At 73.4% G+C, this 23937-nt stretch carries 18 protein-coding genes and 1 pseudogene; 9 read left to right on the plus strand and 10 right to left on the minus strand.

What is annotated here, in order from left to right:
* Positions 1-171 precede the first annotated feature (171 nt).
* From trpB to lgt, 4 genes and pseudogenes are all read left to right on the plus strand, one after another.
* Complete coding sequence (gene trpB, locus AW27_RS25360) at positions 172-1422, plus strand: tryptophan synthase subunit beta (protein WP_037926791.1); 1251 nt, start codon at positions 172-174, stop codon at positions 1420-1422.
* Positions 1419-2246, plus strand: a complete 828-nt coding sequence (trpA, locus tag AW27_RS25365; protein ID WP_037926788.1) for a tryptophan synthase subunit alpha — start codon at positions 1419-1421, stop codon at positions 2244-2246. Before trpB ends, trpA begins: the two co-directional genes overlap by 4 nt.
* Before the next feature lie 95 nt (positions 2247-2341).
* The gene (locus AW27_RS25370; RefSeq protein WP_078556928.1) at positions 2342-3292 is read left to right on the plus strand and encodes a DsbA family protein; all 951 of its coding nucleotides are present in this window, start codon (positions 2342-2344) and stop codon (positions 3290-3292) included.
* 88 nt (positions 3293-3380) lie between these two features.
* Positions 3381-4194, plus strand: a pseudogene (gene lgt / locus AW27_RS25375) (prolipoprotein diacylglyceryl transferase); the annotation flags it as partial.
* 383 nt (positions 4195-4577) lie between these two features.
* Here lgt and AW27_RS25380 read toward each other — a convergent pair.
* The 7 genes from AW27_RS25380 to AW27_RS25410 all read right to left on the minus strand — a co-directional run bounded on the left by AW27_RS25380 (position 4578) and on the right by AW27_RS25410 (position 13138).
* On the minus strand, positions 4578-5393 hold the full coding sequence (locus tag AW27_RS25380; protein WP_037926785.1) for an HpcH/HpaI aldolase/citrate lyase family protein: 816 nt from the start codon (positions 5391-5393) through the stop codon (positions 4578-4580).
* A complete protein-coding gene (locus AW27_RS25385) occupies positions 5390-6676 on the minus strand; it encodes a CaiB/BaiF CoA transferase family protein (RefSeq protein ID WP_037927555.1) in 1287 nt (428 codons plus the stop codon). The genes AW27_RS25380 and AW27_RS25385 overlap by 4 nt, the downstream gene beginning before the upstream one ends.
* Before the next feature lie 119 nt (positions 6677-6795).
* Complete coding sequence (gene rbsK, locus AW27_RS25390) at positions 6796-7821, minus strand: ribokinase (protein WP_078556924.1); 1026 nt, start codon at positions 7819-7821, stop codon at positions 6796-6798.
* A complete protein-coding gene (locus tag AW27_RS25395; RefSeq protein ID WP_037926782.1) occupies positions 7818-9248 on the minus strand; it encodes an ADP-ribosylglycohydrolase family protein in 1431 nt (476 codons plus the stop codon). The genes rbsK and AW27_RS25395 overlap by 4 nt, the downstream gene beginning before the upstream one ends.
* 275 nt (positions 9249-9523) lie before the next feature.
* On the minus strand, positions 9524-10666 hold the full coding sequence (locus AW27_RS25400; protein ID WP_037926779.1) for an ADP-ribosylglycohydrolase family protein: 1143 nt from the start codon (positions 10664-10666) through the stop codon (positions 9524-9526).
* A gap of 7 nt (positions 10667-10673) precedes the next feature.
* On the minus strand, positions 10674-12146 hold the full coding sequence (locus AW27_RS25405; RefSeq protein WP_236647800.1) for an ADP-ribosylglycohydrolase family protein: 1473 nt from the start codon (positions 12144-12146) through the stop codon (positions 10674-10676).
* Entirely contained in the window at positions 12143-13138 is a 996-nt protein-coding gene (locus AW27_RS25410; RefSeq protein ID WP_037926776.1) for an ADP-ribosylglycohydrolase family protein, read from the minus strand. Before AW27_RS25410 ends, AW27_RS25405 begins: the two co-directional genes overlap by 4 nt.
* Positions 13139-13389: 251 nt before the next feature.
* Between AW27_RS25410 and AW27_RS25415 the strand changes: the two genes are divergently transcribed.
* The 5 genes from AW27_RS25415 (at position 13390) to AW27_RS25435 (ending at position 21928) form a co-directional block, all read left to right on the plus strand.
* Entirely contained in the window at positions 13390-14121 is a 732-nt protein-coding gene (locus AW27_RS25415; RefSeq protein WP_037926773.1) for a VIT1/CCC1 transporter family protein, read from the plus strand.
* Positions 14122-14547: 426 nt separating this feature from the next.
* Complete coding sequence (gltB, locus tag AW27_RS25420) at positions 14548-19098, plus strand: glutamate synthase large subunit (RefSeq protein ID WP_037927546.1); 4551 nt, start codon at positions 14548-14550, stop codon at positions 19096-19098.
* Positions 19091-20551 (plus strand): glutamate synthase subunit beta, encoded by a 1461-nt coding sequence (locus AW27_RS25425; protein ID WP_037926770.1) that lies wholly within the window; start codon positions 19091-19093, stop codon positions 20549-20551. Before gltB ends, AW27_RS25425 begins: the two co-directional genes overlap by 8 nt.
* 220 nt (positions 20552-20771) lie before the next feature.
* On the plus strand, positions 20772-21608 hold the full coding sequence (locus tag AW27_RS25430; RefSeq protein WP_037926767.1) for a helix-turn-helix domain-containing protein: 837 nt from the start codon (positions 20772-20774) through the stop codon (positions 21606-21608).
* Positions 21593-21928, plus strand: coding sequence for a DUF397 domain-containing protein (locus AW27_RS25435; protein WP_063890637.1), 336 nt, complete (start codon positions 21593-21595; stop codon positions 21926-21928). The genes AW27_RS25430 and AW27_RS25435 overlap by 16 nt, the downstream gene beginning before the upstream one ends.
* Here AW27_RS25435 and AW27_RS25440 read toward each other — a convergent pair.
* The 3 genes from AW27_RS25440 to AW27_RS25450 all read right to left on the minus strand — a co-directional run bounded on the left by AW27_RS25440 (position 21922) and on the right by AW27_RS25450 (position 23902).
* Positions 21922-22389, minus strand: a complete 468-nt coding sequence (locus tag AW27_RS25440; protein WP_037926764.1) for an HIT family protein — start codon at positions 22387-22389, stop codon at positions 21922-21924. The two genes, AW27_RS25435 and AW27_RS25440, sit on opposite strands and share 7 nt — an antisense overlap.
* A 185-nt stretch (positions 22390-22574) precedes the next feature.
* Positions 22575-23138, minus strand: a complete 564-nt coding sequence (locus tag AW27_RS25445) for a pyridoxamine 5'-phosphate oxidase family protein (RefSeq protein ID WP_052031194.1) — start codon at positions 23136-23138, stop codon at positions 22575-22577.
* 35 nt (positions 23139-23173) lie between these two features.
* Positions 23174-23902, minus strand: coding sequence for a VWA domain-containing protein (locus tag AW27_RS25450; RefSeq protein WP_037926761.1), 729 nt, complete (start codon positions 23900-23902; stop codon positions 23174-23176).
* Between the last annotated feature and the right edge of the window lie 35 nt (positions 23903-23937).

A 23937-nucleotide genomic window follows, 5' to 3' on the forward strand; every position in this document is an offset into this window, starting at 1 on the left:
ACCGCGTCGCCCGGCGGTCCCGTACGGCCCGCTGCCCGGGCCGACCGGCTCCGGGAGCGGGCTGCCCCGCACCGTACGCAGGACACCCCCAGCGGGGTGTGCGCGGCACGGGCGGGCGGCGCCCTACGGTGAAACCACCCGCCGCATCTCGCACCCGTAGGAGCACTGGACATGTCCAGCGAGTTCTTCATCCCGGACCCGGAGGGTCACGTTCCCAACGCCGAGGGTTACTTCGGCGACTTCGGCGGCAAGTTCATCCCGGAGGCGCTCGTCGCCGCCGTGGACGAGGTGGCCGTCGAGTACGAGAAGGCCAAGGAGGACCCGTCCTTCGCGGCCGAGCTGGGCGACCTCATGGTCAACTACACCGGCCGCCCGAGCGCCCTCACCGAGGTGCCCCGCTTCGCCGAGCACGCCGGCGGCGCTCGGATCTTCCTCAAGCGCGAGGACCTCAACCACACGGGCTCGCACAAGATCAACAACGTGCTGGGCCAGGCGCTGCTCACCCGGCGCATGGGCAAGACCCGCGTGATCGCCGAGACCGGAGCCGGCCAGCACGGCGTGGCCACCGCCACCGCCTGCGCCCTCTTCGGCCTTGAGTGCGTCATCTACATGGGCGAGATCGACACCCAGCGGCAGGCGCTGAACGTCGCCCGCATGCGCATGCTGGGCGCCGAGGTCATCGCGGTGAAGTCCGGTTCGCGGACCCTGAAGGACGCGATCAACGAGGCGTTCCGCGACTGGGTCGCCAACGTGGACCGCACCCACTACCTCTTCGGCACGGTGGCCGGGCCGCACCCCTTCCCGGCGATGGTCCGCGACTTCCACCGCGTGATCGGCGTCGAGGCCCGCCGCCAGATCCTGGAGCGCGCCGGCCGGCTGCCCGACGCCGTCGCGGCCTGCGTCGGTGGCGGCTCCAACGCCATCGGCCTCTTCCACGCCTTCATCCCGGACACCGACGTCCGCCTGGTCGGCTTCGAGCCCGCCGGGCACGGTGTCGAGACCGGCGAGCACGCGGCCACCCTGACCGCGGGCGAGCCCGGCATCCTGCACGGCTCCCGCTCCTACGTCCTGCAGGACGAGGAGGGCCAGATCACCGAGCCCTACTCCATCTCCGCCGGCCTGGACTACCCGGGCATCGGCCCGGAGCACTCCTACCTCAAGGACGCCGGCCGCGGCGAGTACCGCGCGGTCACCGACGACGCCGCGATGCAGGCCCTGCGCCTGCTCTCCCGCACGGAGGGCATCATCCCGGCGATCGAGTCGGCGCACGCTCTCGCGGGCGCCCTGGAGCTGGGCAGGGAGCTGGGCAAGGACGGCCTGCTGGTCGTCAACCTGTCCGGCCGCGGCGACAAGGACATGGACACGGCGGCCCGCTACTTCGGGCTGTACGACGCAGAGACGGTCGAGGGGGAGTCGAAGTGAGCAACGGCAACATCCAGCTGCTGAGCGATACGCTCGCCAAGGCGAAGTCCGAGGACCGCGCCGCGCTCGTCGCGTACCTGCCGGCCGGCTTCCCGACCGTCGACGGCGCCATCGACGCGGTCAAGGCCGTCGTCGAGGGCGGCGCGGACGTGGTCGAGATCGGCCTCCCGCACAGTGACCCGGTCCTCGACGGCGCCGTCATCCAGACCGCCGACGACATCGCCCTGCGCGGCGGAGTCAAGATCGCCGACGTGCTGCGCACCGTGCGCGAGGCCCATGAGGCGACCGGCGCGCCGATCCTGGTGATGACCTACTGGAACCCGATCGACCGCTACGGCGTGGAGCGGTTCACGGCCGAGCTGGCGGAGGCGGGCGGGGCCGGCTGCATCCTGCCCGACCTGCCGGTCCAGGAGTCCGCGCTGTGGCGCGAGCACGCCGCGAAGCACGGCCTGGCGACCGTCTTCGTCGTGGCGCCGAGCAGCAAGGACGAGCGTCTGGCCACCATCACGGCGGCCGGCTCCGGCTTCGTCTACGCCGCCTCGCTGATGGGCGTCACCGGCACCCGCGAGTCGGTCGGCAACCAGGCCCAGGACCTGGTGCGGCGCACCCGTGCCGCGGCCGGGGCCCGCGGCGGGCTCCCGGTCTGCGTCGGCCTCGGCGTCTCGAACGCGGCCCAGGCCAAGGAAGTGGCCGGCTTCGCCGACGGGGTGATCGTCGGCTCGGCCTTCGTGAAGCTGCTGCTGGACGCGCCGGACCTGCCGGCCGGGCTGGACGCCGTACGGGCGCTGGCGGGCGAACTTGCGGCAGGCGTACGCAGGAGCTAAGACAAAACCGACACCCGATCGGGTTCTGTAGTCCGATCGGGTGGAATGGCGGACAGGGAGGCACGCGAGTGCCTCCCTGCTTCGTTTGGCGGAGCGTGAGCGACAAGAACGACGGTGCCAACCGCGATGCGACGAAACGATCGGCCCGGGAGCGACTCCAAGCGGAGCGCGAGCGGCAGAAGACCCGGGACAAGCGCCGGCGGACCCTGATCGTGGCGGCGGCGGTGGTCGGCGTCCTGGGCCTGGCGACGGTCGTGGGCGTGATCGCGGCCAACGCCGGCAAGGACACCAGCGCCAAGGGCGGCCCGGTCGTCGCCCCCAGTGGCGCCACCGGCAAGGACGCTCTCGCGATCCAGACGGGCAAGCCCGAGGCGAAGGCCACCCTCACGGTGTGGGAGGACTTCCGCTGCCCGGCCTGCAAGTCCTTCGAGGACAACTACCGCGAGACCATCCACGAGCTGGAGGCCAAGGGCCTGCTCAAGGTGGACTACCACCTGGTCACGCTCATCGACGGCAACATGGGCGGCAGCGGCTCCCTGAAGGGGGCGAACGCGGCCGCCTGCGCCCAGGACGCCGGCAAGTTCACCGAATACCACGACGTCCTCTTCCAGAACCAGCCGGAGGAGATCGACGACGCCTACGGCAAGAACGCCAAGCTCCTGGAGCTCGCCGCCAAGGTCGACGGGCTGGTCACTCCCGCGTTCGAGGCGTGCGTCGAGCAAGGCACGCACAACAGCTGGGTGGCCAAGTCGCACGAGGCCTTCGCCGCCGGGAACTTCCGCGGCACGCCGACCGTGCTGCTCGACGGCAAGGACGTCTTCTCCGACCAGGCGGACCCGCTGACCCCGCAGAAGCTGAAGCAGAAGGTGGAGGCGGGCGCCCAGGGCTCCGGCGGGGCGGCCGGTGCCAAGGGCTCCGAGAAGGGCTCCGAGAAGGGCTCCGAGAAGGACACCGGCAAGAGCGGGGCGCAGGCCTCACCGTCGCCCTCCAGGACGGCGGCGAAGAGCTCCGCGAACAGCTCCGGGAGCGGCTCCGCGGCGGACTGACGTCCGCCGGTCCATGTGTGGATTTGGTTTCGACCCCGCCGGGCGGGTTGCGGTACGCACCGCCCGGCAGGGTAGCGTCAGGTCTGCCATGGACATTGCTTACATCCCCAGTCCGTCGACCGGCGTGATCCATCTCGGACCGATCCCGCTCCGCGGCTACGCGTTCTGCATCATCATCGGCGTCTTCGTCGCCGTCTGGCTCGGCAACAAGCGCTGGATCGCGCGCGGCGGAAAGCCGGGCACGGTCGCGGACATCGCCGTGTGGGCGGTGCCGTTCGGCCTGGTCGGCGGTCGCCTCTACCACGTGGTCACCGACTACCAGCTCTACTTCGGCGAGGGCCGCAACTGGGTCGACGCCTTCAAGATCTGGGAGGGCGGCCTCGGCATCTGGGGCGCGATCGCGCTGGGCGCGGTCGGAGCCTGGATCGGCTGCCGACTGCGCGGTATCCCGCTGCCGGCCTGGGCCGACGCCCTGGCCCCCGGCATCGCGCTGGCCCAGGCGTGCGGTCGCTGGGGCAACTGGTTCAACCAGGAGCTCTACGGCCGGGCCACGGACCTGCCCTGGGCGGTGGAGATCAGCGCCGGCCCGAACCGGGACGCCGGGACCTACCACCCGACCTTCCTGTACGAGTCGCTGTGGTGCGTCGGCGTCGCCTTCCTGGTGATCTGGGCCGACCGCCGCTTCACGCTCGGCCACGGGCGGGCCTTCGCCCTCTACGTCGCCGCGTACTGCGTCGGCCGCGGCTGGATCGAGTACATGCGCGTCGACGAGGCGCACCACATCCTCGGCGTGCGGCTGAACGTCTGGACCTCGATCATCGTCTTCGTGCTCGCGGTGGTCTACCTGGTCGTCTCGGCGAAGCTGCGGCCGGGCCGCGAGGAGATCGTCGAGCCGGACGCCCCCGGCGGCGAGGGCGACAAGGGCGCGGCCAAGGCCGGGACCGAGGCCGACACCGAGGCCGAGACCGACACCGAGCCGGGGCCCGAGGCCAAGGCCGACGCCGCGCCCGTGGACGCCCCGCCGACCGGCGCCGGGAGCGCCGACACCGCGGTACGGCAGGGAGCGGTCAAGGCCGACCTGCGCAAGCCGGCCGTGGACGCCGGGGCCCCGGAGGCCGACACGCCCTGACCGCGAACCGGTCGGGAGAGGGGGTGCCGCACGCCATGCGGCACCCCCTCTGCCGTACCGGCCGGCGTCCGCGACGCGCCGCCCACGCGCGCCCCGGCCCAGGGCGCCCGGCGCGCGGTCCCGCGGTGCGGGCCCGGTGGCCCGCCCGGTGCGGCATCAGCGGACCGGCAGCCGGGCGGCCAGCGCCAGGGTGCGGTGGGCCGAGGCCACCACGGCCGGATCCACGAACCGCCCGTCGGGCAGCGCCAGCGCGCCGGGCGCGGCCCGCGCCGCGCCGAGCACCTCCATCGCGGCGTTCACCTCCTCCGGCGCCGGGAGATAGGCCCGCTCGATCACGGGGAGCTGACGCGGGTGGATCGCCGCCCGGCCGAGGAAGCCGAGGGACCGGCCGCGGGCGCAGGAGGCCGCCAGCGCCTCCAGGTCCCGGATGTCGGGGAAGACCGACTGGGACGGGGGAGCCAGCCCGGCCGCGCGCGCCGCGACCACCACCCGGGAGCGGCACCAGTCCAGCCCCTCCTCCGCACTGACCGCCAGATCCGCCCGCAGGTCCGCCTCGCCGAGGGAGAGCCCGCGCAGGGCCGGGTGCGCGCGGGCGATCCCGTGCGCGCGCTCCACGCCCAGCGCCGACTCCAGCAGGGCGTACAGGCCCACCCCGCCCGTGCGGTCGGCGGTCGCGGCGATCTGCTCCGGCGCGCTGACCTTGGGCAGCCGCAGCCCCGCGAGCCCGCGCAGCCCGGCGAGAGCGGCCAGGTCGGCGCCGCCCCACGGGGAGTCGATCGCATTGACGCGCACGTGGACGGGGACCGGCAGCGGTTCGGCGAGCAGCTCGGCGGTGGCGGCACGGGCGTACTCCTTGCGCGAGACCGCCACCGCGTCCTCCAAGTCGACGATGACGGCGTCCGCTCCGCAGCCCAGTGCCTTGGCGACCACGGCCGGGCGGTCGCCCGGTGCGTACAGCCAGGTCAGGATCACAGGGCCCCCTCGGCGCGCAGTGCGGCGATCTCGGCGCCGGACAGTCCGAGCTCGGCCAGCACCTCGGTCGTGTCCGCGCCGTGCGGGCGGCCCGCCCAGCGGATCCCGCCCGGGGTCTCGGACAACCGGAACAGAATGTTCTGCATCCGCAGCGGCCCCAGCTCCGGATCCTCCACCTCGGTCAGCGTGTCGAGGGCCGCGAACTGCGGATCGTCCATCACGTCGCGCACGTCGTAGACGAGGGCGACCGCCGCGTCGGCCTCCTCGAAGGCGCAGACGACCTCCTCCGCCTTGTGGCGGGCGATCCATCCGCCGACGGCCTCGTCGAGGACGTCCGCGTGCCGGGCCCGCCCGGTACCGGTGGCGAACCAGGGCTCGGCGATCAGCTCCGGCCGGCCGACCAGCCGCACCACCCGCTCGGCGACGGACCGGGCGGAGGCGGAGACCGCCAGCCAGCGGCCGTCGGCGCTGCGGTAGGTGTTGCGGGGGGCGTTGTTGGCGGAGCGGTTTCCGGTGCGGGGCTGGACGTACCCCAGCTGGTCGTACCAGAGCGGCTGCGGGCCGAGCACGGTGAGGATCGGCTCGACGATGGCCAGGTCCACGACCTGCCCGTGTCCGGTGCGCTCCCGTCCGGCGAGCGCTGTCATCACGGCGTACGCGCAGGTCAGCGCTGCGATCGAGTCGGCGAGTCCGAAAGGCGGCAGGGTCGGCGGCCCGTCCGGCTCGCCGGTGGCCGCGGCGAACCCGCTCATGGCTTCGGCGAGGGTGCCGAAGCCGGGGCGGTGGGCGTACGGCCCCTGCTGGCCGAAGGCCGTGACACGGGCCAGGATCAGGCGCGGGTTGGCGTCGGAGAGTTCGGACCAGCCCAGGCCCCATTTCTCCAGGGTGCCGGGGCGGAAGTTCTCGATGACCACGTCGGCGGTGGCGGCGAGCCGCAGGAGGGTGTCCCGACCACCGGGGGTGGACAGATCGAGGGTCATGGTCCGCTTGTTCCGGCCGAGCAGTTTCCACCACAGGCCGATGCCGTCCTTGGCGGGGCCGTGACCGCGGGAGGGGTCGGGCAGGGCCGGGTGCTCGACCTTGACGACGTCGGCGCCGAAGTCGCCGAGCAGGGTCGCGGCGAGGGGTCCGGCGAAGAGCGTGGCGAGGTCGAGCACCCGCAGCCCGCGCAGCGGCCCCCGCCCCTGCCCCGGCCGGGTGGGTGCGGGCGGGCGCCCGGTCCGTGGCCGGGGCCCGCCGGGGCCCGCCGCCGGGTGGGGGCCCGGTGCGACGCCCGGCGGCACGGGCCCGGCCGCGGGGGCCGGCGGGCCGGCCCGGTTCGGTTCTGCGTCCCGGCCGCCACGGAGGGGGCGGGCTTCGGAGGGCGTCGGCCCGGCGCCGCTGCCCGACGGGGTGTCCGGGGTCACCAGCCGGCTCCGGTCCCGGCGCCGTCGGAACCGGTGGTCCGGTGGCCGCCGGGGCGGTCCGGGGGTACGGTCCCGGCCTCGTCGGCACCGGTGAGGGTGCCGCTCCCCGGCCGGGGGTCCGCCTGCCACGCGGCCAGGGCGAAGGCTTCCGTCTCGGACCGGGTCGGCATCGAGTCCTGGGCGCCGTGGCGCTGCACCGAGAGCGCGGCCGCGGCCGAAGCCCAGCGCAGCGCCTCCGGCATCGGCCGGCCCTCGCCCAGGGCCACTGCCAGGGCCCCGACGAAGGTGTCCCCGGCCGCGGTGGTGTCCACCGCCCGGACCCGGGGCGCGGGCACCCGCAGCGGGTCCCGGCCGCGTGCCGCGTGGAGGACCCCGGCCGCGCCGAGGGTGACGACCACCTCGGGCACCGCGTCCAGCAGGGCCTCGGCGGCCTGCCGGGGGTCGGTCAGCCCGGTCAGGGCGGCGGCCTCGTGCTCGTTGGGCACCAGCAGGTCCGTGACGGCGAGCAGCTCGGCGGGCAGGGGCTGGGCGGGGGCCGGGGTGAGTACCGTACGGACACCGTGCGCGCGGGCGGTGCGGGCCCCGGCGAGCACGGCGGGCAGCGGCAGTTCCAGCTGGAGGAGGAGGGCACCGGCGGCGGCGATCCGCGCCTCGTCCCCCGCCTCCAGACCGGTGACGCTGCCGTTCGCCCCCGGGACGACCACGATGCGGTTGCCGCCCTCGTCGTCCACGGTGATGTGCGCGGTGCCGCTGGCGCCCTCGACGGTGCGCAGCGCCGCCGTCTCGACGCCGGCGGCGGTGAGCGCGGAGCGCAGCCGGACCCCGAACTCGTCGGCCCCGACCGCGCCGATCATGACCACCTTCCCGCCGGAGCGGGCGGCGGCGACGGCCTGGTTGGCGCCCTTGCCGCCGGGGACGGTCCGGAACGCGCGACCGGTGACCGTCTCCCCGGCGAGCGGGGCCTTGGGGACGTAGGCGACGAGGTCCATGTTGGTGCTGCCGAGCACGGCGATGACCGTCATGAGCGTGCTGCCTCCTGTGCGGTGAGGTGGGCGAGGGTGTCGAAGCCGATGCCGTCGAAGCCGGGGACGGTACTGGCGAGGCGGTTCTTGAGCGGGGCGGTCCAGCGGTGCGGGATCCGTTCGGGTGCCCCGGCGACGAGGCCTGCGAGGGCCCCGGCGGTGGCCCCGTTGGAGTCGGTGTCCCAGCCGCCGGACACGGCACGGCAGACGGAGCGGGTGAAGTCCCCGTCGGCATGGGTGAGGGCGGCTGCGATCAGGGCGGTGTTCGGGACGGAGTGGACCCAGTGGTAGTGCCCGAAGCGGGCGTGCAGCCGGTCGACGACGCGGTCGAAGTCGGCCTCCTCGGCGGCCGTGCGGATCCCGAAGCGGATCGCCCCGGCGAGACGGGAGCGGGGCGGTACGGCGGCCAGCCCGGTCCGCAGCGCGGTGTGGACGTCCGCGCGGCCGGTGGCGGCCGCGGCGGTGGCGGCGGCGACGAAGAGGGCGGCGTAGACGCCGTTGCCGGTGTGGGTGAGGGCGGCGTTCCGGTAGGCCTGGGCCGCGGCGGCGGCCGGGTCGCCCGGGTTGGTCCAGCCGTGCACGTCGGCGCGGATGAGTGCACCGATCCATTCGCGGAACGGGTTGTGGTGGGTGGCGGTCTCGGGGGGCTCCAGCCCGAGCAGGAGGTTGCGGTACGCGACGCGCTCGGCGGTGAAGGTACGCCCGGCGGGCAGCTCGTCCAGCCACAGGCGGGCGAGGTCGGCGGTGGTGAAGGCCTTGCCGTGGCGCTGGAGCAGGAGGAGGCCGAGGAGGGGGTGGTCGAGGTCGTCGTCCTCGGGCATGCCGTCGATGTTCTCGGCGAGGCAGGTGGGTGCGGAGCGGCGGTTCCAGGGGTACGCGGCCAGCAGCTCCGCCGGGACGTCGCGGGCGCTGAACCAGTCGTCCAGCGGCCAGTTCCCGGCGGCGCGGGCCAGTGCCCTGATCCCCTCCAGCGGCAGCTTCTCGACGGGCTTCCCGAGCAGACACCCGGCGGCCCGCCCGACCCAGGCGGCTTCGAGCCGGCTGCGCAGCCCGTCCCCGCCCGGCCCCGCCCCCGGTCCGGACTTCGCGCGCGGCGCCGGCCGGGAGTCCCGGTCCGGGGCGGGCCGGGGCGTCGCGGGAGCGGGTGCGCCGGTCGTCGTGCAGGCGGCGGCGATGGCCGCCCATGCGGTGGGCTCGGCGGCGGCCAACGGCGAGGGCAGGAGGGCGAGTTCGTCCAGCAGGCGGGAGGCCAACGCCCGCAGGTGCGGGGACGCCGGGACGGGAGAGGCCCCGGCGCGCTCCGGCGCCGGGTGGCCGCCCGCTGCGGACCAGGTCCGCAGGGCGGGGCCGGGGTCCCGGCCGTCCTCGGCCGCCTGACGCAGCTCGTGCCCGACCAGGTCCTCGGGCTGCGCCCAGGTCAGACGCACGCCGCCGACCGGGCCGGGTCCGGCAGGGCGTTCCCGGGCCGCTGCCGCTCCGCTCGGGGTGGCGGCCGCTGCCGGGGAGCCGAACGGCGGTTCCGGCGTGCCCGGTGCCGATCCGGTGCCGGGCTTCGGGCCCGCACCGGGGGCGGAGCCGGTGACCGCCCTCGGCGGTGTCGCGGCGGTCCGGGGGGCCGGGCGGGTGGGGCCCGGGCTCCCGGACCGGGGCGCGGGGCCGGCCGGAGGGGGGCCGCAGGGGGACGGGGGCGTCGGCGGGGGCATCAGGGGGTCGCGATCGCGGCGAAGGCCGACTCGTGGGCGCGGCGGCGGGCCCGGTCGCGGGCGAAGACCTCCCGGGCCACGGCGGCCAGCGCGACGGCCGGGGCGTGCAGGTCCAGGCGGCTGGCTCCGGCGACCTGTTTGGCCCAGACCGCCGGCACCGCGGCCTCGCCGCCCAGGGCTCCGGCGATCGCCCCCGCCATGGTGGCGATGGAGTCGCAGTCCCGCCCGTAGTTGACGGCGCCGAGCACGGCCGTCTCGTACCGTCCGTCCGCGACCAGCAGCATCCCCAGCGCGATCGGGAGCTCCTCGATGGCATGGAGGCGGGACGGGCGGCGGGCGTCGAGCGACGGGGTGCGGTAGTCCGGGCCGACCGAGTCGTAGGGGGCCACCGCTGCCCGCAGCGGGGCGAGCGCCGACTCGAAGTCCCGGTACCGGCACGCCACTTCGCCGACGGCGGCGATCGCCGCGCGCGTGCCGTCCTTGGCCAGGGACAGGGCTGCCTGCACCACCGAGGCGGCCGTCGCCCCCGGCAGGCACGCCGCCGCCACCGCCGCCGCGAAGACGCCCGCGGCCTCCCGCCCGTACGAGGACTGGTGCGCCCCGGCGACGTCCAGGGCCTCGGCGTAGGCCCCGGCCGGGTTGCCCGCGTTGACGATGCCCACCGGGGCCATGTACATGGCCGCGCCGCAGTTGACGATGTTGCCGGTGCCGGCCTCGCGTGGATCCGCGTGCGCGTAGTGCAGGCGGGTCACCATCCACTTCTCCGCGAGGAAGATCCGCTGCAACGGCAGTGCCTCGGCCTCCAGTTCGGGGATCCAGCGCGGGATGGTCATCAGATCGGGGACCAGGTGCTCGGCGACGGCGTACGCGTCGAGGTGGTCCCGTACCGTCTCGTACACCCGTACCAGCGCGTGCGTCATCAAGGTGTCGTCCGTGACGTGTCCGTCGCCTTTGTGGTACGGCGCGATGGGGCGGGCGGTGCGCCAGTTCTCGTGCCACGGGCCGACGACGCCGTGCACGCGGCCGCCGTGCCGTTCGACGATCTGGTCCGGGGTCCAGCCCTCCACCGGGCCGCCGAGGGCGTCGCCGACGGCGGCGCCGACGAGGGCCCCGAGGGCCCGGTCCTCCAACGTGAGCGTCATGTCCGAATCATCCCTTGGGTGAGGTGAGTTCCGTCCGTGCGAGGAGCGTGGCGAGTTCGACCAGGTCGGTGCCGGCGAGGCGGGGGAGGGCGCACCCCGAGAGGGTGCGGCAGGCCTCGCGCCAGGCGGCGGGAACGGAGTCGCCGCCGCCGATCGCGCCGGTGAGCGCGCCGGCCAGGGCGGGAGCGGAGTCCGCGACGCGGGACAGGCACGCGGCGGCCGGCACGGCCTCGCCCGTCCTGCCGCGTGCGGCGGTCGCCAGGGCGAGGGCGACGGGGACGGTCTCGGCGGCGGCGATGCCGTAGCTGTACACGTGGTCCACGATCTCGTGCTCAAGGGTCGGGACGATGGCGAACGCGCCGCCGTCCGCATGGGCGCGGGCCAGACCGACGGCGTGCCGGGCGTTGCGGCCGATCTCGGTGGCAGCGGGCAGCCGGGCGAGCGCGGCGTCGACGGCGGCGTCGACGTCCGCCGTGGTCAGGGCGGTGGCGATGGCGGCGGCCATGGCGCGGGCGCCGTGCACGCCGTCGCCGTCCTGGGTGTAGCGGGCGTCGAACTCGGCGAGGTCGGCGGCTGCCCCGGCGTCGCCGGGGTGCACGACGGCGAGCACGCAGGCGCGGACGCAGGCGGCGTCGTCGAAGTAGTGCGGGTTGTCGTGGCCGGTGGCCGGCGGGCGCAGGCCCGCGGCGAGGTTGCCGAGGCCGGCGCGTACCGAGATCCGCGCGCGCAGGGGCAGGACGGCGGACTCCACCTCGGGTGCGCGTTCCGCTGCCGCGGCGACCTCGGAGGCGAGGGCGTTCCAGGCGAGGTCGATGGCGGCGCGCATGCGGCGGGAACGGGAGAGGTCGCTGAGCAGGACGCCCGCGGCGGTGAGCACGGACTCGGCGGCGAATGCCGCCCATTCGGCGTCGTCGGACGGGCCGAGGCGCAGTGGCTCCGGGGGCTGGTTGAGGGCGATGGGGACGGGGAGGGTGGTGGTGGCGTTCTGCTCGGCGAAGGTGTCGAGCTCGCGGGTGAGGCGGCGGGTCCACTGCGGCATCCGGCTGGCGCGGTGCCGGGCTGCGGGCCAGCCGGCCGCGTCGCCTGCGGCCAGCCCGAGCAGGAGGCCTTCGATGGGGCGCCGGTCCGCTGCCCGTTGTCCGGGCCGCGGGGCCGCCGCGGGCCGGATCACGGCCCGTAGTGCCGACGCCCCGCCGTGGGTGTCCGCCCGCACCGGCGGTCGCAGCGCCGCCGCCCCGCCCTCCGGCCCGGCCGGTCCGGGGCGCGCGGCCGCCGGCCCCGCCGGTCCGATCCGCGGCAGGGCCTGCGCCCTGCGGCCCGAGGTGTCGCCGGGGCCGGTCGCAGCCGCCTGCGGCCGCCCGTCCGGGCCGCGTCCGGCCAGGGCTTCCGCCCGGTCGGCCGGTGCGGGACGCCGCTGCCCGGCCGGGAGGGCCGGTGCGGGCTCGGGTGGGGTGGGTCCGGTCGCGGGGGACGGAGTCATCGGGCGGCCTCGTATTCCGGGGTGAGGAGGTCCGCGATGTCCAGGACGTGGTAGCCCCGCATCGACGGCAGGCAGCTTCCGCGCACCGGGCCGATGGCCGAGCCCCAGGCGGCGGGGATCGCCGCGGCGCCCGACATGGCGCCGGCCAGGGCGCCCGCCACCGCGGCGGTGGTGTCCGCGTCGCGGCCCATGTTCACGGCGGTGAGCACGGAGGAGGGGAAGTCGCCGCGGCAGGCGGCGAAGGCGCCGAACGCCAGGCCCACTGCCTCCGGCGCCAGGTCCGTCCAGGGGTAGCCGCCGATGACCACCGCCGAGCGCACCGCCCGTTCCCCGCGCGGGGCGGCGGTGACCGCCCGGCGCAGGGAACGGGCCGTCCACGAGTCAGACGGAATGACCGACAGGGCGGCGGAGACCACGGACGCCGCACTGCCGCCCGCCATGGCCGCCGCCACGCCCGCCGCCACCGCCTGGCCGCCGTAGATGCCCTCCCCGTCGTGACTGACCGTGCCGTCGATGGCGACCAGCCGCGCCGCCTCGGCGGGCCGGCCCGCCGCGAAGACCCCGAACGGCGCGGCCCGCATGGCCAGTCCGTCCGACCACGCGTGCCGGTGCTGCGCGGAAATGGGCGCGGCCAGGCCGCGGCGGAGGTTCTCCAGGGTGCCGCGCTCGGAGAACCCCGCCCCCCGGAAGGGGCCTTCGTCGAGGTCCGCGATCCAGTGGTGCCACGCCCGTTCGACATGGGAGACGGTGAGCGCCGAGCCGTGGCGGGCCAGGAGCAGCCCCGAGAAGATCGCGTACTCGGTGTCGTCGGTGCCTGCCGGGTCGTCCGACACGAAGCCCTCGATGCGGCCCCATCGCGCCCGGATTTCCGACGGCTTCATGTTCTCCGCGGGGGCGCCGAGCGCGTCGCCCACCGCGAGCCCCAGAAGAGCGCCCCTGGCCCGTTCCAGGAGGACCTGCGGATCGCATGCAATCTGCTTCACCGGCTCCATTGGCGCGCCTCTCCCACGTGGATGGGGCCCATCATGAGCCCCTGGGGGATTTGTGCCATGACATACGGTTTGCCGCGCGCCGCGAAACACCCCGCGAACACCGGCGTCACCCGGTCGCCGACCCGCAAAACCGCAGGTAAGTACGGCCTTCCTTGCTGGCGGGCGACGGAAATCGTGCGTAGTTTCGAGGCGTTCAGGGGGAGCGGGGCGCGTCATGGCGTCCGCCACGACAATTGGGGAGACAGCACCACATGTCCATCATCGACGTCGAAGCGCCGCTGCACACCGCCCACCGCGACAACCACACCCACCGCGATGTCAACGGCGGATGGCTGAGGCCGGCCGTCTTCGGCGCGATGGACGGGCTCGTCTCCAACCTCGCCCTCATGACCGGCGTGGCCGGCGGAGCCGTCGCCCCGCAGACCATCGTGATCACGGGCCTCGCCGGACTCGCCGCCGGAGCCTTCTCGATGGCCGCCGGCGAGTACACCTCCGTGGCCTCCCAGCGCGAACTGGTCCTCGCCGAGCTCGACGTCGAGCGGCAGCAGCTGCGCAAGCACCCCGTCGACGAGATGGAGGAGCTGGCCGAGCTGTACGTCTCGCGCGGCGTCGAGCCGGCGCTCGCCCGCGAGGTCGCCCTGCAGCTGTCCCGCGACCCCGAGCAGGCCCTGGAGATCCACGCCCGCGAGGAGCTCGGCATCGACCCCGACGACCTGCCGTCGCCGCTCGTCGCCGCCGTCTCGTCCTTCGGTTCCTTCGCCCTGGGTGCACTGCTGCCCGTACTGCCGTACCTGCTCGGCGCCACGGCCCTGTGGCCCGCGGTGCTGCTCGCGCTGGCCGGCCTCTTCGCCTGCGGCGCGGTCGTCGCCCGGGTCACCGCCCGGTCGTGGTGGTACAGCGGCCTGCGCCAGCTGCTGCTCGGCGGCGCGGCCGCCGGTGTGACGTACGTCCTGGGCACCTGGATCGGCGCGGCCATAGGCTGACGACCATCGGAGTGAGACACTATGCAGTACGCAACATAAGTAGTCCGTTACTCGGTGGTTTCGATCCCGTGTCCCCTGGGCATCACTCCAGGACTCCGGGCGGGCAATGATGCTCGCCCTGTATCGGGACCTTCGCCCCACGCACTGCGCCGGGATGCGCGGGAACACGCCGGGATCGCCCGGCGCCACCCCGCGATCCGCCCGTAGAGCGCCGCGGAAGTCCCCTCTTTCTGCCTCGCGCAGTGTCCGCATGCTGGAATGGCATATCCGCTTCTCGGGATTGTCGTCATCATGTAATCTGCACGAAATTTCGCAGAGGGCCAACGTCGTCCCTCGGCCAGCACATATGCCACGACGACGACGGGAGAGCCGATGCGTTCCGCATCCACGCACTCCGCGACCGGCCTGAACACCGCCTGGTCGCCCATGGACGGTCGCCCCGCCCAGCAGGGCATGTACGACCCGCGCAACGAGAAGGACGCCTGCGGCGTCGGATTCGTGGCGAACCTCACCGGCGAGGCCACCCACACCCTCGTTGAGCAGGCCCTGACCGTTCTGCGGAACCTCGAGCACCGTGGCGCCACCGGCTCCGAGCCGGACTCCGGCGACGGCGCGGGAATCCTGTCCCAGGTGCCGGACGCCTTCCTCCGCGAGGTCGCCGGATTCGAGCTCCCCGAGGCCGGCGCGTACGCCGTCGGCATCGCCTTCCTGCCCGCCGACGGCACCGCACAGGCCGTCGCCGCGGAGCGGATCGAGGCCATCGCCGCCGAGGAGAACCTCACGGTCCTCGGCTGGCGCGAGGTCCCGGTCACCCCCGACCTGCTCGGCAACGGCGCCCGCGCCACCATGCCGGCCTTCCGCCAGCTCTTCGTCTCCGGGGGCGGGGCGGCCGGCATCGAGCTGGACCGCAAGGCCTTCGTGCTGCGCAAGCGCGCCGAGCGCGAGGCCGGCGTGTACTTCCCGTCGCTCTCCGCCCGGACCATCGTCTACAAGGGCATGCTGACCACCGGCCAGCTGGAGCCCTTCTTCCCGGACCTCTCCGACCGCCGCTTCGCCTCGGCGCTCGCCCTGGTCCACTCCCGGTTCTCCACGAACACCTTCCCGTCCTGGCCGCTCGCCCACCCGTACCGCTTCGTCGCGCACAACGGCGAGATCAACACGGTCAAGGGCAACCGGAACTGGATGAAGGCCCGCGAGTCCCAGCTCGCCTCGACCGCCTTCGGGGAGGGCGCGCTCGACCGCATCTTCCCGATCTGCACCCCGGACGCCTCTGACTCGGCCTCCTTCGACGAGGTCCTGGAGCTGCTCCACCTCGGCGGCCGGTCGCTGCCGCACAGCGTGCTGATGATGATCCCGGAGGCGTGGGAGAACCACACCTCCATGGACCCGGCCCGCCGCGCGTTCTACCAGTACCACTCCACGATGATGGAGCCCTGGGACGGCCCCGCCTGCGTCACCTTCACCGACGGCACCCAGGTCGGCGCGGTCCTCGACCGCAACGGCCTGCGCCCCGGACGCTACTGGGTCACCGACGACGGCCTCGTCGTCCTCGGCTCCGAGGTCGGTGTCCTCGACATCGACCCGGCCAAGGTCGTCCGCAAGGGCCGCCTGCAGCCCGGCAAGATGTTCCTCGTCGACACCGCCCGGAAGCGGATCGTCGAGGACGACGAGATCAAGGACGAGCTCGCCTCCGCCGCCCCGTACGCCGAATGGCTGGAGACCGGCGAGATCGAGCTGACCGACCTGCCCGAGCGCGAGCACATCGTCCACACGCACGCCTCGGTCACCCGCCGCCAGCAGACCTTCGGCTACACCGAGGAGGAGCTGCGCGTCATCCTCGCGCCGATGGCCCGTACCGGCGGCGAGCCGCTCGGCTCCATGGGCACGGACTCCCCGATCGCGGCGCTGTCCGAGCGCCCCCGGCTGCTCTTCGACTACTTCACCCAGCTGTTCGCGCAGGTCACCAACCCGCCGCTGGACGCCATCCGCGAAGAGCTCGTCACCTCGCTGCTGTCCTCGATCGGCCCGCAGTCCAACCTGCTGGAGCCGACCGCGGCTTCCTGCCGCAGCGTCACCGTGCCCTTCCCGGTGATCGACAACGACGAGCTGGCCAAGCTCATCCACATCAACGCCGACGGCGACATGCCCGGGATGAAGGCCGCCACGCTCTCCGGCCTCTACCGGGTCTCCGGCGGCGGCGAGTCGCTCGCCGCCCGGATCGAGGAGATCCGAGCCGAGGCCGACGCGGCCATCGCGGGCGGCGCCCGCCTGATCGTCCTCTCGGACCGCCACTCGGACGCCGAGCACGCGCCGATCCCGTCGCTGCTGCTCACCGCCGCCGTGCACCACCACCTCATCGCCACCAAGCAGCGCACCCAGGTGGGGCTGCTGGTCGAGGCCGGTGACGTGCGCGAGGTCCACCACGTCGCGCTGCTCATCGGCTACGGCGCCGCCGCGGTCAACCCGTACCTCGCCATGGAGTCCGTCGAGGACCTGCTGCGCGCCGGTACCTTCCTGTCCGGCCTGGAGCCGGAGCAGGCCATCCGGAACCTGATCTACGCGCTCGGCAAGGGCGTCCTGAAGGTCATGTCCAAGATGGGCATCTCCACCGTCGCCTCCTACCGCGGCGCCCAGGTCTTCGAGGCCGTCGGCCTGGACGACGCGTTCGTCGAGACCTACTTCAACGGCACCGCCACCAAGATCGGCGGCGCCGGCCTGGACGTCATCGCCAAGGAGGTGGCCGCCCGCCACGCCAAGGCGTACCCGGTCTCCGGCGTCGCGGCCACGCACCGCGCCCTGGAGATCGGCGGCGAGTACCAGTGGCGCCGCGAGGGCGAGCCGCACCTGTTCGACCCGGAGACGGTCTTCCGCCTCCAGCACGCCACCCGCAACCGCCGGTACGACATCTTCCGGCAGTACACGGACCGTGTGAACGAGCAGTCCGAGCGCCTGATGACGCTGCGCGGCCTCTTCGGCTTCAAGACCGGACTGCCGGGGCGTACCCCGATCTCCCTCGACGAGGTCGAGCCGGTCTCCGAGATCGTCAAGCGCTTCTCCACCGGCGCCATGTCGTACGGCTCCATCTCCAAGGAGGCGCACGAGACCCTCGCCATCGCCATGAACCAGCTGGGCGCCAAGTCCAACACCGGTGAGGGCGGCGAGGACCCCGAGCGCCTGTACGACCCGGCGCGCCGCTCCTCCATCAAGCAGGTCGCCTCCGGCCGCTTCGGCGTGACGAGCGAGTACCTGGTCAACGCGGACGACATCCAGATCAAGATGGCGCAGGGTGCCAAGCCCGGCGAGGGCGGCCAGCTGCCCGGCCACAAGGTCTACCCGTGGGTCGCCAAGACCCGGCACTCCACCCCGGGCGTCGGCCTGATCTCCCCGCCGCCGCACCACGACATCTACTCCATCGAGGACCTGGCCCAGCTGATCCACGACCTCAAGAACGCCAACCCGGCCGCCCGCATCCACGTGAAGCTGGTCTCCGAGGTCGGCGTCGGCACGGTCGCGGCGGGCGTCTCCAAGGCCCACGCGGACGTCGTCCTGATCTCCGGCCACGACGGCGGAACGGGCGCTTCCCCGCTCACCTCGCTCAAGCACGCGGGCGGTCCCTGGGAGCTGGGTCTCGCCGAGACCCAGCAGACCCTGCTGCTCAACGGCCTGCGCGACCGCATCGTCGTCCAGACCGACGGCCAGCTCAAGACCGGCCGCGACGTGGTCATCGCCGCCCTGCTCGGCGCCGAGGAGTTCGGTTTCGCGACCGCGCCGCTCGTCGTCTCCGGCTGCGTCATGATGCGCGTCTGCCACCTGGACACCTGCCCGGTCGGCATCGCCACCCAGAACCCGGTCCTGCGCGACCGGTTCTCCGGCAAGCCCGAATTCGTCGTCAACTTCTTCGAGTTCATCGCGGAGGAGGTGCGCGAGCTGCTCGCCGAGCTGGGCTTCCGCACGATCGAGGAGGCCGTCGGCCACGCCGAGCTGCTGGACACCACCAAGGCCGTCTCGCACTGGAAGGCGCAGGGTCTCGACCTGGAGCCGCTCTTCTACGTGCCCGAGCTGCCCGAGGGCGCGGTCCGCCACGCCCTGATCGAGCAGGACCACGGTCTGGAGAAGGCCCTCGACAACGAGCTGATCGAGCTCGCGGCCGACGCGCTGAACGCCGAGACCGCCGAGGCGGCCCAGCCGGTCCGCGCCCAGGTCGCCATCCGGAACATCAACCGGACCGTCGGTACGATGCTCGGCCACCACGTCACCAAGCGGTTCGGCGGCGCGGGCCTGCCCGACAACACGATCGACCTGACCTTCACGGGCAGCGCCGGCCAGTCCTTCGGCGCCTTCGTCCCGAAGGGCGTCACCCTCCGCCTGGAGGGCGACGCCAACGACTACGTCGGCAAGGGCCTGTCCGGCGGCCGGATCGTGGTCCGCCCGGACCGCGGTGCCGACCACCTCGCCGAGTACTCCACCATCGCCGGCAACACCATCGGCTACGGAGCCACCGGCGGCGAGATGTTCCTGCGCGGCCGCACCGGCGAGCGCTTCTGCGTCCGCAACTCCGGTGCCCTGGTCGTCTCGGAGGGCGTGGGCGACCACGGCTGCGAGTACATGACCGGCGGCACGGCAGTCGTCCTGGGCGAGACGGGCCGCAACTTCGCGGCCGGCATGTCGGGCGGCGTCGCGTACGTCGTCGACCTCGACCCGCACAACGTCAACGTCGGCAACGCGGGCGCGGTCGAGGCCCTGTCCGACACCGACAAGCAGTGGCTGCACGATGTGGTGCGCCGCCACGAGGAGGAGACCGGCTCGACCGTGGCCGCGAAGCTCCTGGCTGACTGGTCCGCCGCGGTGGACCGCTTCAGCAAGATCATCCCGACCACGTACAAGGCAGTGCTCGCCGCCAAGGACGCCGCTGAGCTCGCCGGACTCTCGGAATCCGAGACCACGGAGAAGATGATGGAGGCGGCGACCCATGGCTGACCCGAAGGGCTTCCTCACCACCACGCGCGAGACCGCCTGCTCCCGTCCCGTCGCCGACCGGCTGAAGGACTGGAACGAGGTCTACGTCCCGGGCTCGCTGCTGCCGATCATCAGCAAGCAGGCCGGCCGCTGCATGGACTGCGGCATCCCGTTCTGCCACAACGGCTGCCCGCTCGGGAACCTGATCCCCGAGTGGAACGACTACGCCTACCGCGATGACTGGGCGGCGGCGTCGGAGCGGCTGCACGCGACGAACAACTTCCCGGAGTTCACCGGCCGCCTGTGCCCGGCCCCGTGCGAGTCGGCGTGCGTCCTCGGCATCAACCAGCCCGCCGTCACCATCAAGAACGTCGAAGTCTCGATCATCGACAAGGCGTGGGACAACGGGGACGTCACCCCGCAGGCCCCGGAGCGCCTGTCCGGCAAGACCGTCGCCGTGATCGGCTCCGGACCGGCCGGCCTGGCCGCCGCCCAGCAGCTGACCCGGGCCGGCCACACCGTCGTCGTGTACGAGCGCGCCGACCGCATCGGCGGTCTGCTGCGCTACGGCATCCCCGAGTTCAAGATGGAGAAGGTGCACATCAACCGCCGCATCGAGCAGATGCGCGCGGAGGGCACCAAGTTCCGCACCGGCATCGAGGTCGGCCGGGACATCACGGCGACCGACCTGCGCAAGCGGTTCGACGCGGTGGTCGTCGCGGCCGGCGCCACGGTCTCGCGCGACCTGCCGGTACCGGGCCGCGAGCTGAACGGCATCCACTTCGCGATGGAGTACCTGCCGCTCGCGAACAAGGTCCAGGAGGGCGACTTCCTGGCCCCGCCCATCACGGCCGAGGGCAAGCACGTGGTCGTCATCGGCGGCGGCGACACCGGCGCGGACTGCGTGGGCACCGCCCACCGCCAGGGCGCGGCCTCGGTCACCCAGCTGGAGATCATGCCGAAGCCGGGCGAGGAGCGGAACGCCAACCAGCCGTGGCCGACCTTCCCGATGCTCTACAAGGTCACCTCGGCCCACGAGGAGGGCGGCGAGCGGGTCTACTCCGTCTCCACCACCCACTTCGAGGGCGACGAGGACGGCAACGTCCAGGCCCTGCACCTGGTCGAGGTCGAGTTCGTCGACGGCAAGCTCGTCCAGAAGCCCGGCACCGAGCGCGTCCTCCCCGCGCAGCTGGTGACCCTGGCGATGGGCTTCACGGGCACCGACCAGGCGAACGGCCTGGTCCAGCAGTTCGGTGTGGAGCTGGACGCCCGCGGCAACATCGACCGCGACGCCTCGTACGCGACCAACGTCGACGGCGTCTTCGTCGCCGGCGACGCGGGCCGCGGCCAGTCGCTCATCGTCTGGGCCATCGCGGAGGGCCGCTCGGCCGCCCGCGGCGTGGACCGCTACCTGACCGGCAGCAGCACCCTCCCGTACCCGGTCAAGCCGACGGACCGCTCGCTGACCGTGTAGGCACCGGCAAGCACCCCCGCCTCGCGAAGGGCGGGACCCCTCATACGGTCCGTACAACGGCGTACGGAACACCCGACGCAGCGCCCGCCACGTCCCCGACCAGGGGTGGCGGGCGCTGCGGCGTCGGGTGGTCGTATCCATGCGTTCCGCTGAACCGTCGGGGAGGCGAGGACTACGCTTTTCACGGAACGAGGGCACTGCGGGAGCGGGGAGTTGGCTCATGGCCAAGCCGAATGACGAGGACGGGGCACAGACGCCGGAGGAGTTCGCCCGTGAGGAACTGCGGGGCAAGCGGGAGGCCGCGGGCTTGACCCAGGAGGGGCTGGGCGAGCGGATCTTCGCCACGGGGGCCTACGTCGGGATGATGGAGAGCGGGCGGCGCCGACTGCGCCCGGAGATCGCCAAGCTCATCGACAGAGAGCTGAACACAGGGGACTACTTCTTCCGCCTGGCCCGGGCCTTCAAGTCCAAGCACATCGAGTACTTCGCCGCCGTGGCCGAGCTGGAAGGGCTGGCGACGGCCACCTACGAGTACGCCTGCATGCTGGTTCCCGGACTGCTCCAGACGGACGATTACGCGCGGGCGGTCATCCGGGCAGCCAGCCCGACCGCGCTGTCAGAGCGCGTTGAAGCCCTGGTCGCGGCGCGCACCGAACGTGCTCGACTCCTCGTCGATCCGGAGACGCCCGAGATGTGGGTGGTTCTGCACGAGTCGGTGCTCCGGACGACCGTCGGAGGGCCTGCTGTGATGGCCGCACAGTTGCGGCACATCGCTTCGTACGTCCGGGCGCACCGGATCACCGTGCAGGTGGTGCCGTTCTCGGCCGGCGCCCATGGCGCCCTGAACTCGATGGTGCGCATCATCCAGTTCCCGGACGCGCCCGATGTCGCCTATACGGAGGGACCCCATGCGGGGCAACTGCTCGACTATCCGGCCCTGGTTCAGCGCTACTGGAGGTCATACGATCTTGCCAGGGCTGCTGCGTTGTCACCGGAGGTGTCCCTGAACCTGATCGAGTCGGTGGCGGAGGAGTACGCGACATGCGCGCAGACGTGAACGGCCTGTCCTGGCGCAAGTCCTCGTACAGCAACGGCGAAGGAGGCGACTGCGTCGAGGTGTCAGACGACCTTCCCGGCCCGATCCGCGTCCGTGACAGCAAGCTGGCCGACACCGGCCCGGTTCTCGCGTTCCCCGCCGCCTCATGGGCGTTGTTCGTCGCGGCCGTGCGGTTCCCGGTTCCTCTCCCGTTCCACCGAGCAGGAGCGGGCGCGCGCTCCGTTCCGCCGGGCGGTGCGGAGCGGGGACCCGGCCGGGGCGGCTCGGTGCCGGTCGGGATTCCGGCAGGCGCCGGCGCGGAGGCACGGGCCGCCTACTGAGCGTCCGGGTATCCGTTCAGCCGGTCACGGAGGGAGAGGGCCATCCGGTCGGCCTGCCCGGTCGTCACCCGCTCGTGCTCCGGTCGCCGGAGCAGCTCGAAAACACCCGGCCCGCGATGCTCGGGCGGCAGATCCGCTGTGCGCGGAACGATGTGGAAGTGAACGTGCGCGAAGCCTTCGGCCTCGGCGAACTGGACGACGTAGGTCTTGGCGCAACCGGTCACGCTCCGCAGCGCCCGGGAGAGTCTCACCTGCCACACCCCCAGGGACGATGCCTCGGCGGCGGTGAGGTCGTGAACCGTGAGGACGTGGCGCCGCGGCAGCAGCACCAGCCAGCCGGGCAATGCGGTGTTGAAGGCGTGCGCCACCCGCCATTGCCGGTCGTGTGCCACGCACTCGCGTGGTGGAAGGTCGTCGAACACGGCCTCCTGGCTGCACGCATAGCAGTGGGGAGTCGTCATGGACCGAGAGCCTACGACCCGGGAGCGGTGCTCGTCCGGTCCGCCCGGCAGGTCTGGGGCCGCGCGGACCGGGAAGCGGACCCCTTCGGCCGCTTCACCACCTCCGGCCTCCGCACGGATCGCCCACCGGCCCGCCCGACCGCTACTGGTTCTGCGCCCGGCCGCTGCGCCGCCGCCCCGCCGGCCTACGCACCGGGGGCCGCGCCGCTCCGGGGCAGGCCCCCGCCGCCCGGCTCGTCCTCCGGCGCCGGGTCCTCGCGCGGTGGTTCGTCGTCGGTTCCCCGGCGCTGGGTGCGCAGGCTGTGGTCCGGCAGCCAGGTCCGCACCACCAGGTCGTCGCCCTCGATGCCGATGTGGACGACCTCCGTGAGGTCGGCGTAGAAGAGGTGGAAGGGGTGCGGGGTCTCCGTCTCCTCCGCGTACCGGTGGAGTTCGGGCGGGTCCACGAGCTCCACCGCGCGCCCGGAGATCCGTACGTCCCCGTCCGGCATGGTCTCGCCCTCGCCCGGATTGGTGTGCAGGGCGAAGCGCGGGTCGCGCTGGAGGTCTCTGGCCTTCATCGAGCCGGCCATCATCCCCAGCCACAGCTCGCCGCCCCGGATGTCGACGTTCAGGCCGGTCACCCGCGGGGAGCCGTCCTTGCGCAGGGTGGCCAGGACGTGGTGCGGGTACTGCGCGAAGCGGGCCTGGACGGCCGCCGCGAGGTCCGGTTCCGCCTTCTCGAAGACTGCCCAACTGGTATGCGTCATACGTCCATCAAAGCGCGGGCACCCGCGCACCCCGGTCAGGCGCGCACGATGCCCGCACCGCGTGCCGCCGCCAGCCAGGCCGGGAACTCCCTGACGAGGCGGTCGTACAGTTCGCCGTCCGGCACGGTGCGCGGGTCCGGGCCCGCGTGGAAGTAGCCGGCGTTGTCCACGGGCCGTCGGGCGGGCACGGGCAGCTCGTCCAGCCGGCGCAGGAAGTCGAACTGGGTGCTGCGGGTGTTGCCGAAGCCGACGAACTGCCAGAAGAGCGGCAGCCGGGCCGCCTTGCACAGGTACTTCTCGGCCAGGGGCTTGTTGATCGGCCCGCCGTCGGTCTGGAAGACGACGAGGGCGGGGGCCGTCGCGCCGGAGTCGAGGTAGTGGTCGATCACCGCGTCCATCGCCGCGTGATAGGCCGTCTTGCCCATGTGGCCCAGGCGGGAGGCTATCTCGGTGACCCGGCCCTCGTGCCCGGCCAGGGAGATCTCCTCGACCGCGTCGACCTCGGTGGAGAAGAAGACCACCGGCACGCGGCCGTCGTCGTCCAGGTGCGCGGACAGCCCCAGCACGCGGTCGGCGAGGGCCTGCACGCTGCCGTCCTGATAGTAGGGGCGCATCGACCCCGAGTAGTCCAGGACCAGGTAGACGGCGGCGCGTCCGCCCTCCAGGCCGTACGTGCGCAGGGACACCCCGGCCGTCTTGTAGAGCTTCACGAGGGCCGGAGCCGACTCCTCGACCTTGCGGAGGCTGATGGCGCTGCTCGTCATGGGGTGAGGGTATGCCGAACGCTCCGCGGCCGTGA

Origin of the sequence: Streptomyces sp. PCS3-D2, from assembly GCF_000612545.2 — a bacterium.
Taxonomy (GTDB): domain Bacteria; phylum Actinomycetota; class Actinomycetes; order Streptomycetales; family Streptomycetaceae; genus Streptomyces.

Coding starts and splice junctions, on each gene's coding strand:
- AW27_RS25430 (WP_037926767.1), top strand. CDS start 20,772: ATGGCCAAGCCGAATGACGAGGACGGGGCACAGACGCCGGAGGAGTTC.
- AW27_RS25425 (WP_037926770.1), top strand. CDS start 19,091: ATGGCTGACCCGAAGGGCTTCCTCACCACCACGCGCGAGACCGCCTGC.
- AW27_RS25405 (WP_236647800.1), bottom strand. CDS start 12,146: ATGACTCCGTCCCCCGCGACCGGACCCACCCCACCCGAGCCCGCACCG.
- AW27_RS25445 (WP_052031194.1), bottom strand. CDS start 23,138: ATGACGCATACCAGTTGGGCAGTCTTCGAGAAGGCGGAACCGGACCTC.
- AW27_RS25435 (WP_063890637.1), top strand. CDS start 21,593: ATGCGCGCAGACGTGAACGGCCTGTCCTGGCGCAAGTCCTCGTACAGC.
- rbsK (WP_078556924.1), bottom strand. CDS start 7,821: ATGACGGTCATCGCCGTGCTCGGCAGCACCAACATGGACCTCGTCGCC.
- AW27_RS25415 (WP_037926773.1), top strand. CDS start 13,390: ATGTCCATCATCGACGTCGAAGCGCCGCTGCACACCGCCCACCGCGAC.
- AW27_RS25440 (WP_037926764.1), bottom strand. CDS start 22,389: ATGACGACTCCCCACTGCTATGCGTGCAGCCAGGAGGCCGTGTTCGAC.
- AW27_RS25400 (WP_037926779.1), bottom strand. CDS start 10,666: ATGACGCTCACGTTGGAGGACCGGGCCCTCGGGGCCCTCGTCGGCGCC.
- AW27_RS25410 (WP_037926776.1), bottom strand. CDS start 13,138: ATGGAGCCGGTGAAGCAGATTGCATGCGATCCGCAGGTCCTCCTGGAA.
- trpB (WP_037926791.1), top strand. CDS start 172: ATGTCCAGCGAGTTCTTCATCCCGGACCCGGAGGGTCACGTTCCCAAC.
- AW27_RS25450 (WP_037926761.1), bottom strand. CDS start 23,902: ATGACGAGCAGCGCCATCAGCCTCCGCAAGGTCGAGGAGTCGGCTCCG.
- gltB (WP_037927546.1), top strand. CDS start 14,548: ATGGACGGTCGCCCCGCCCAGCAGGGCATGTACGACCCGCGCAACGAG.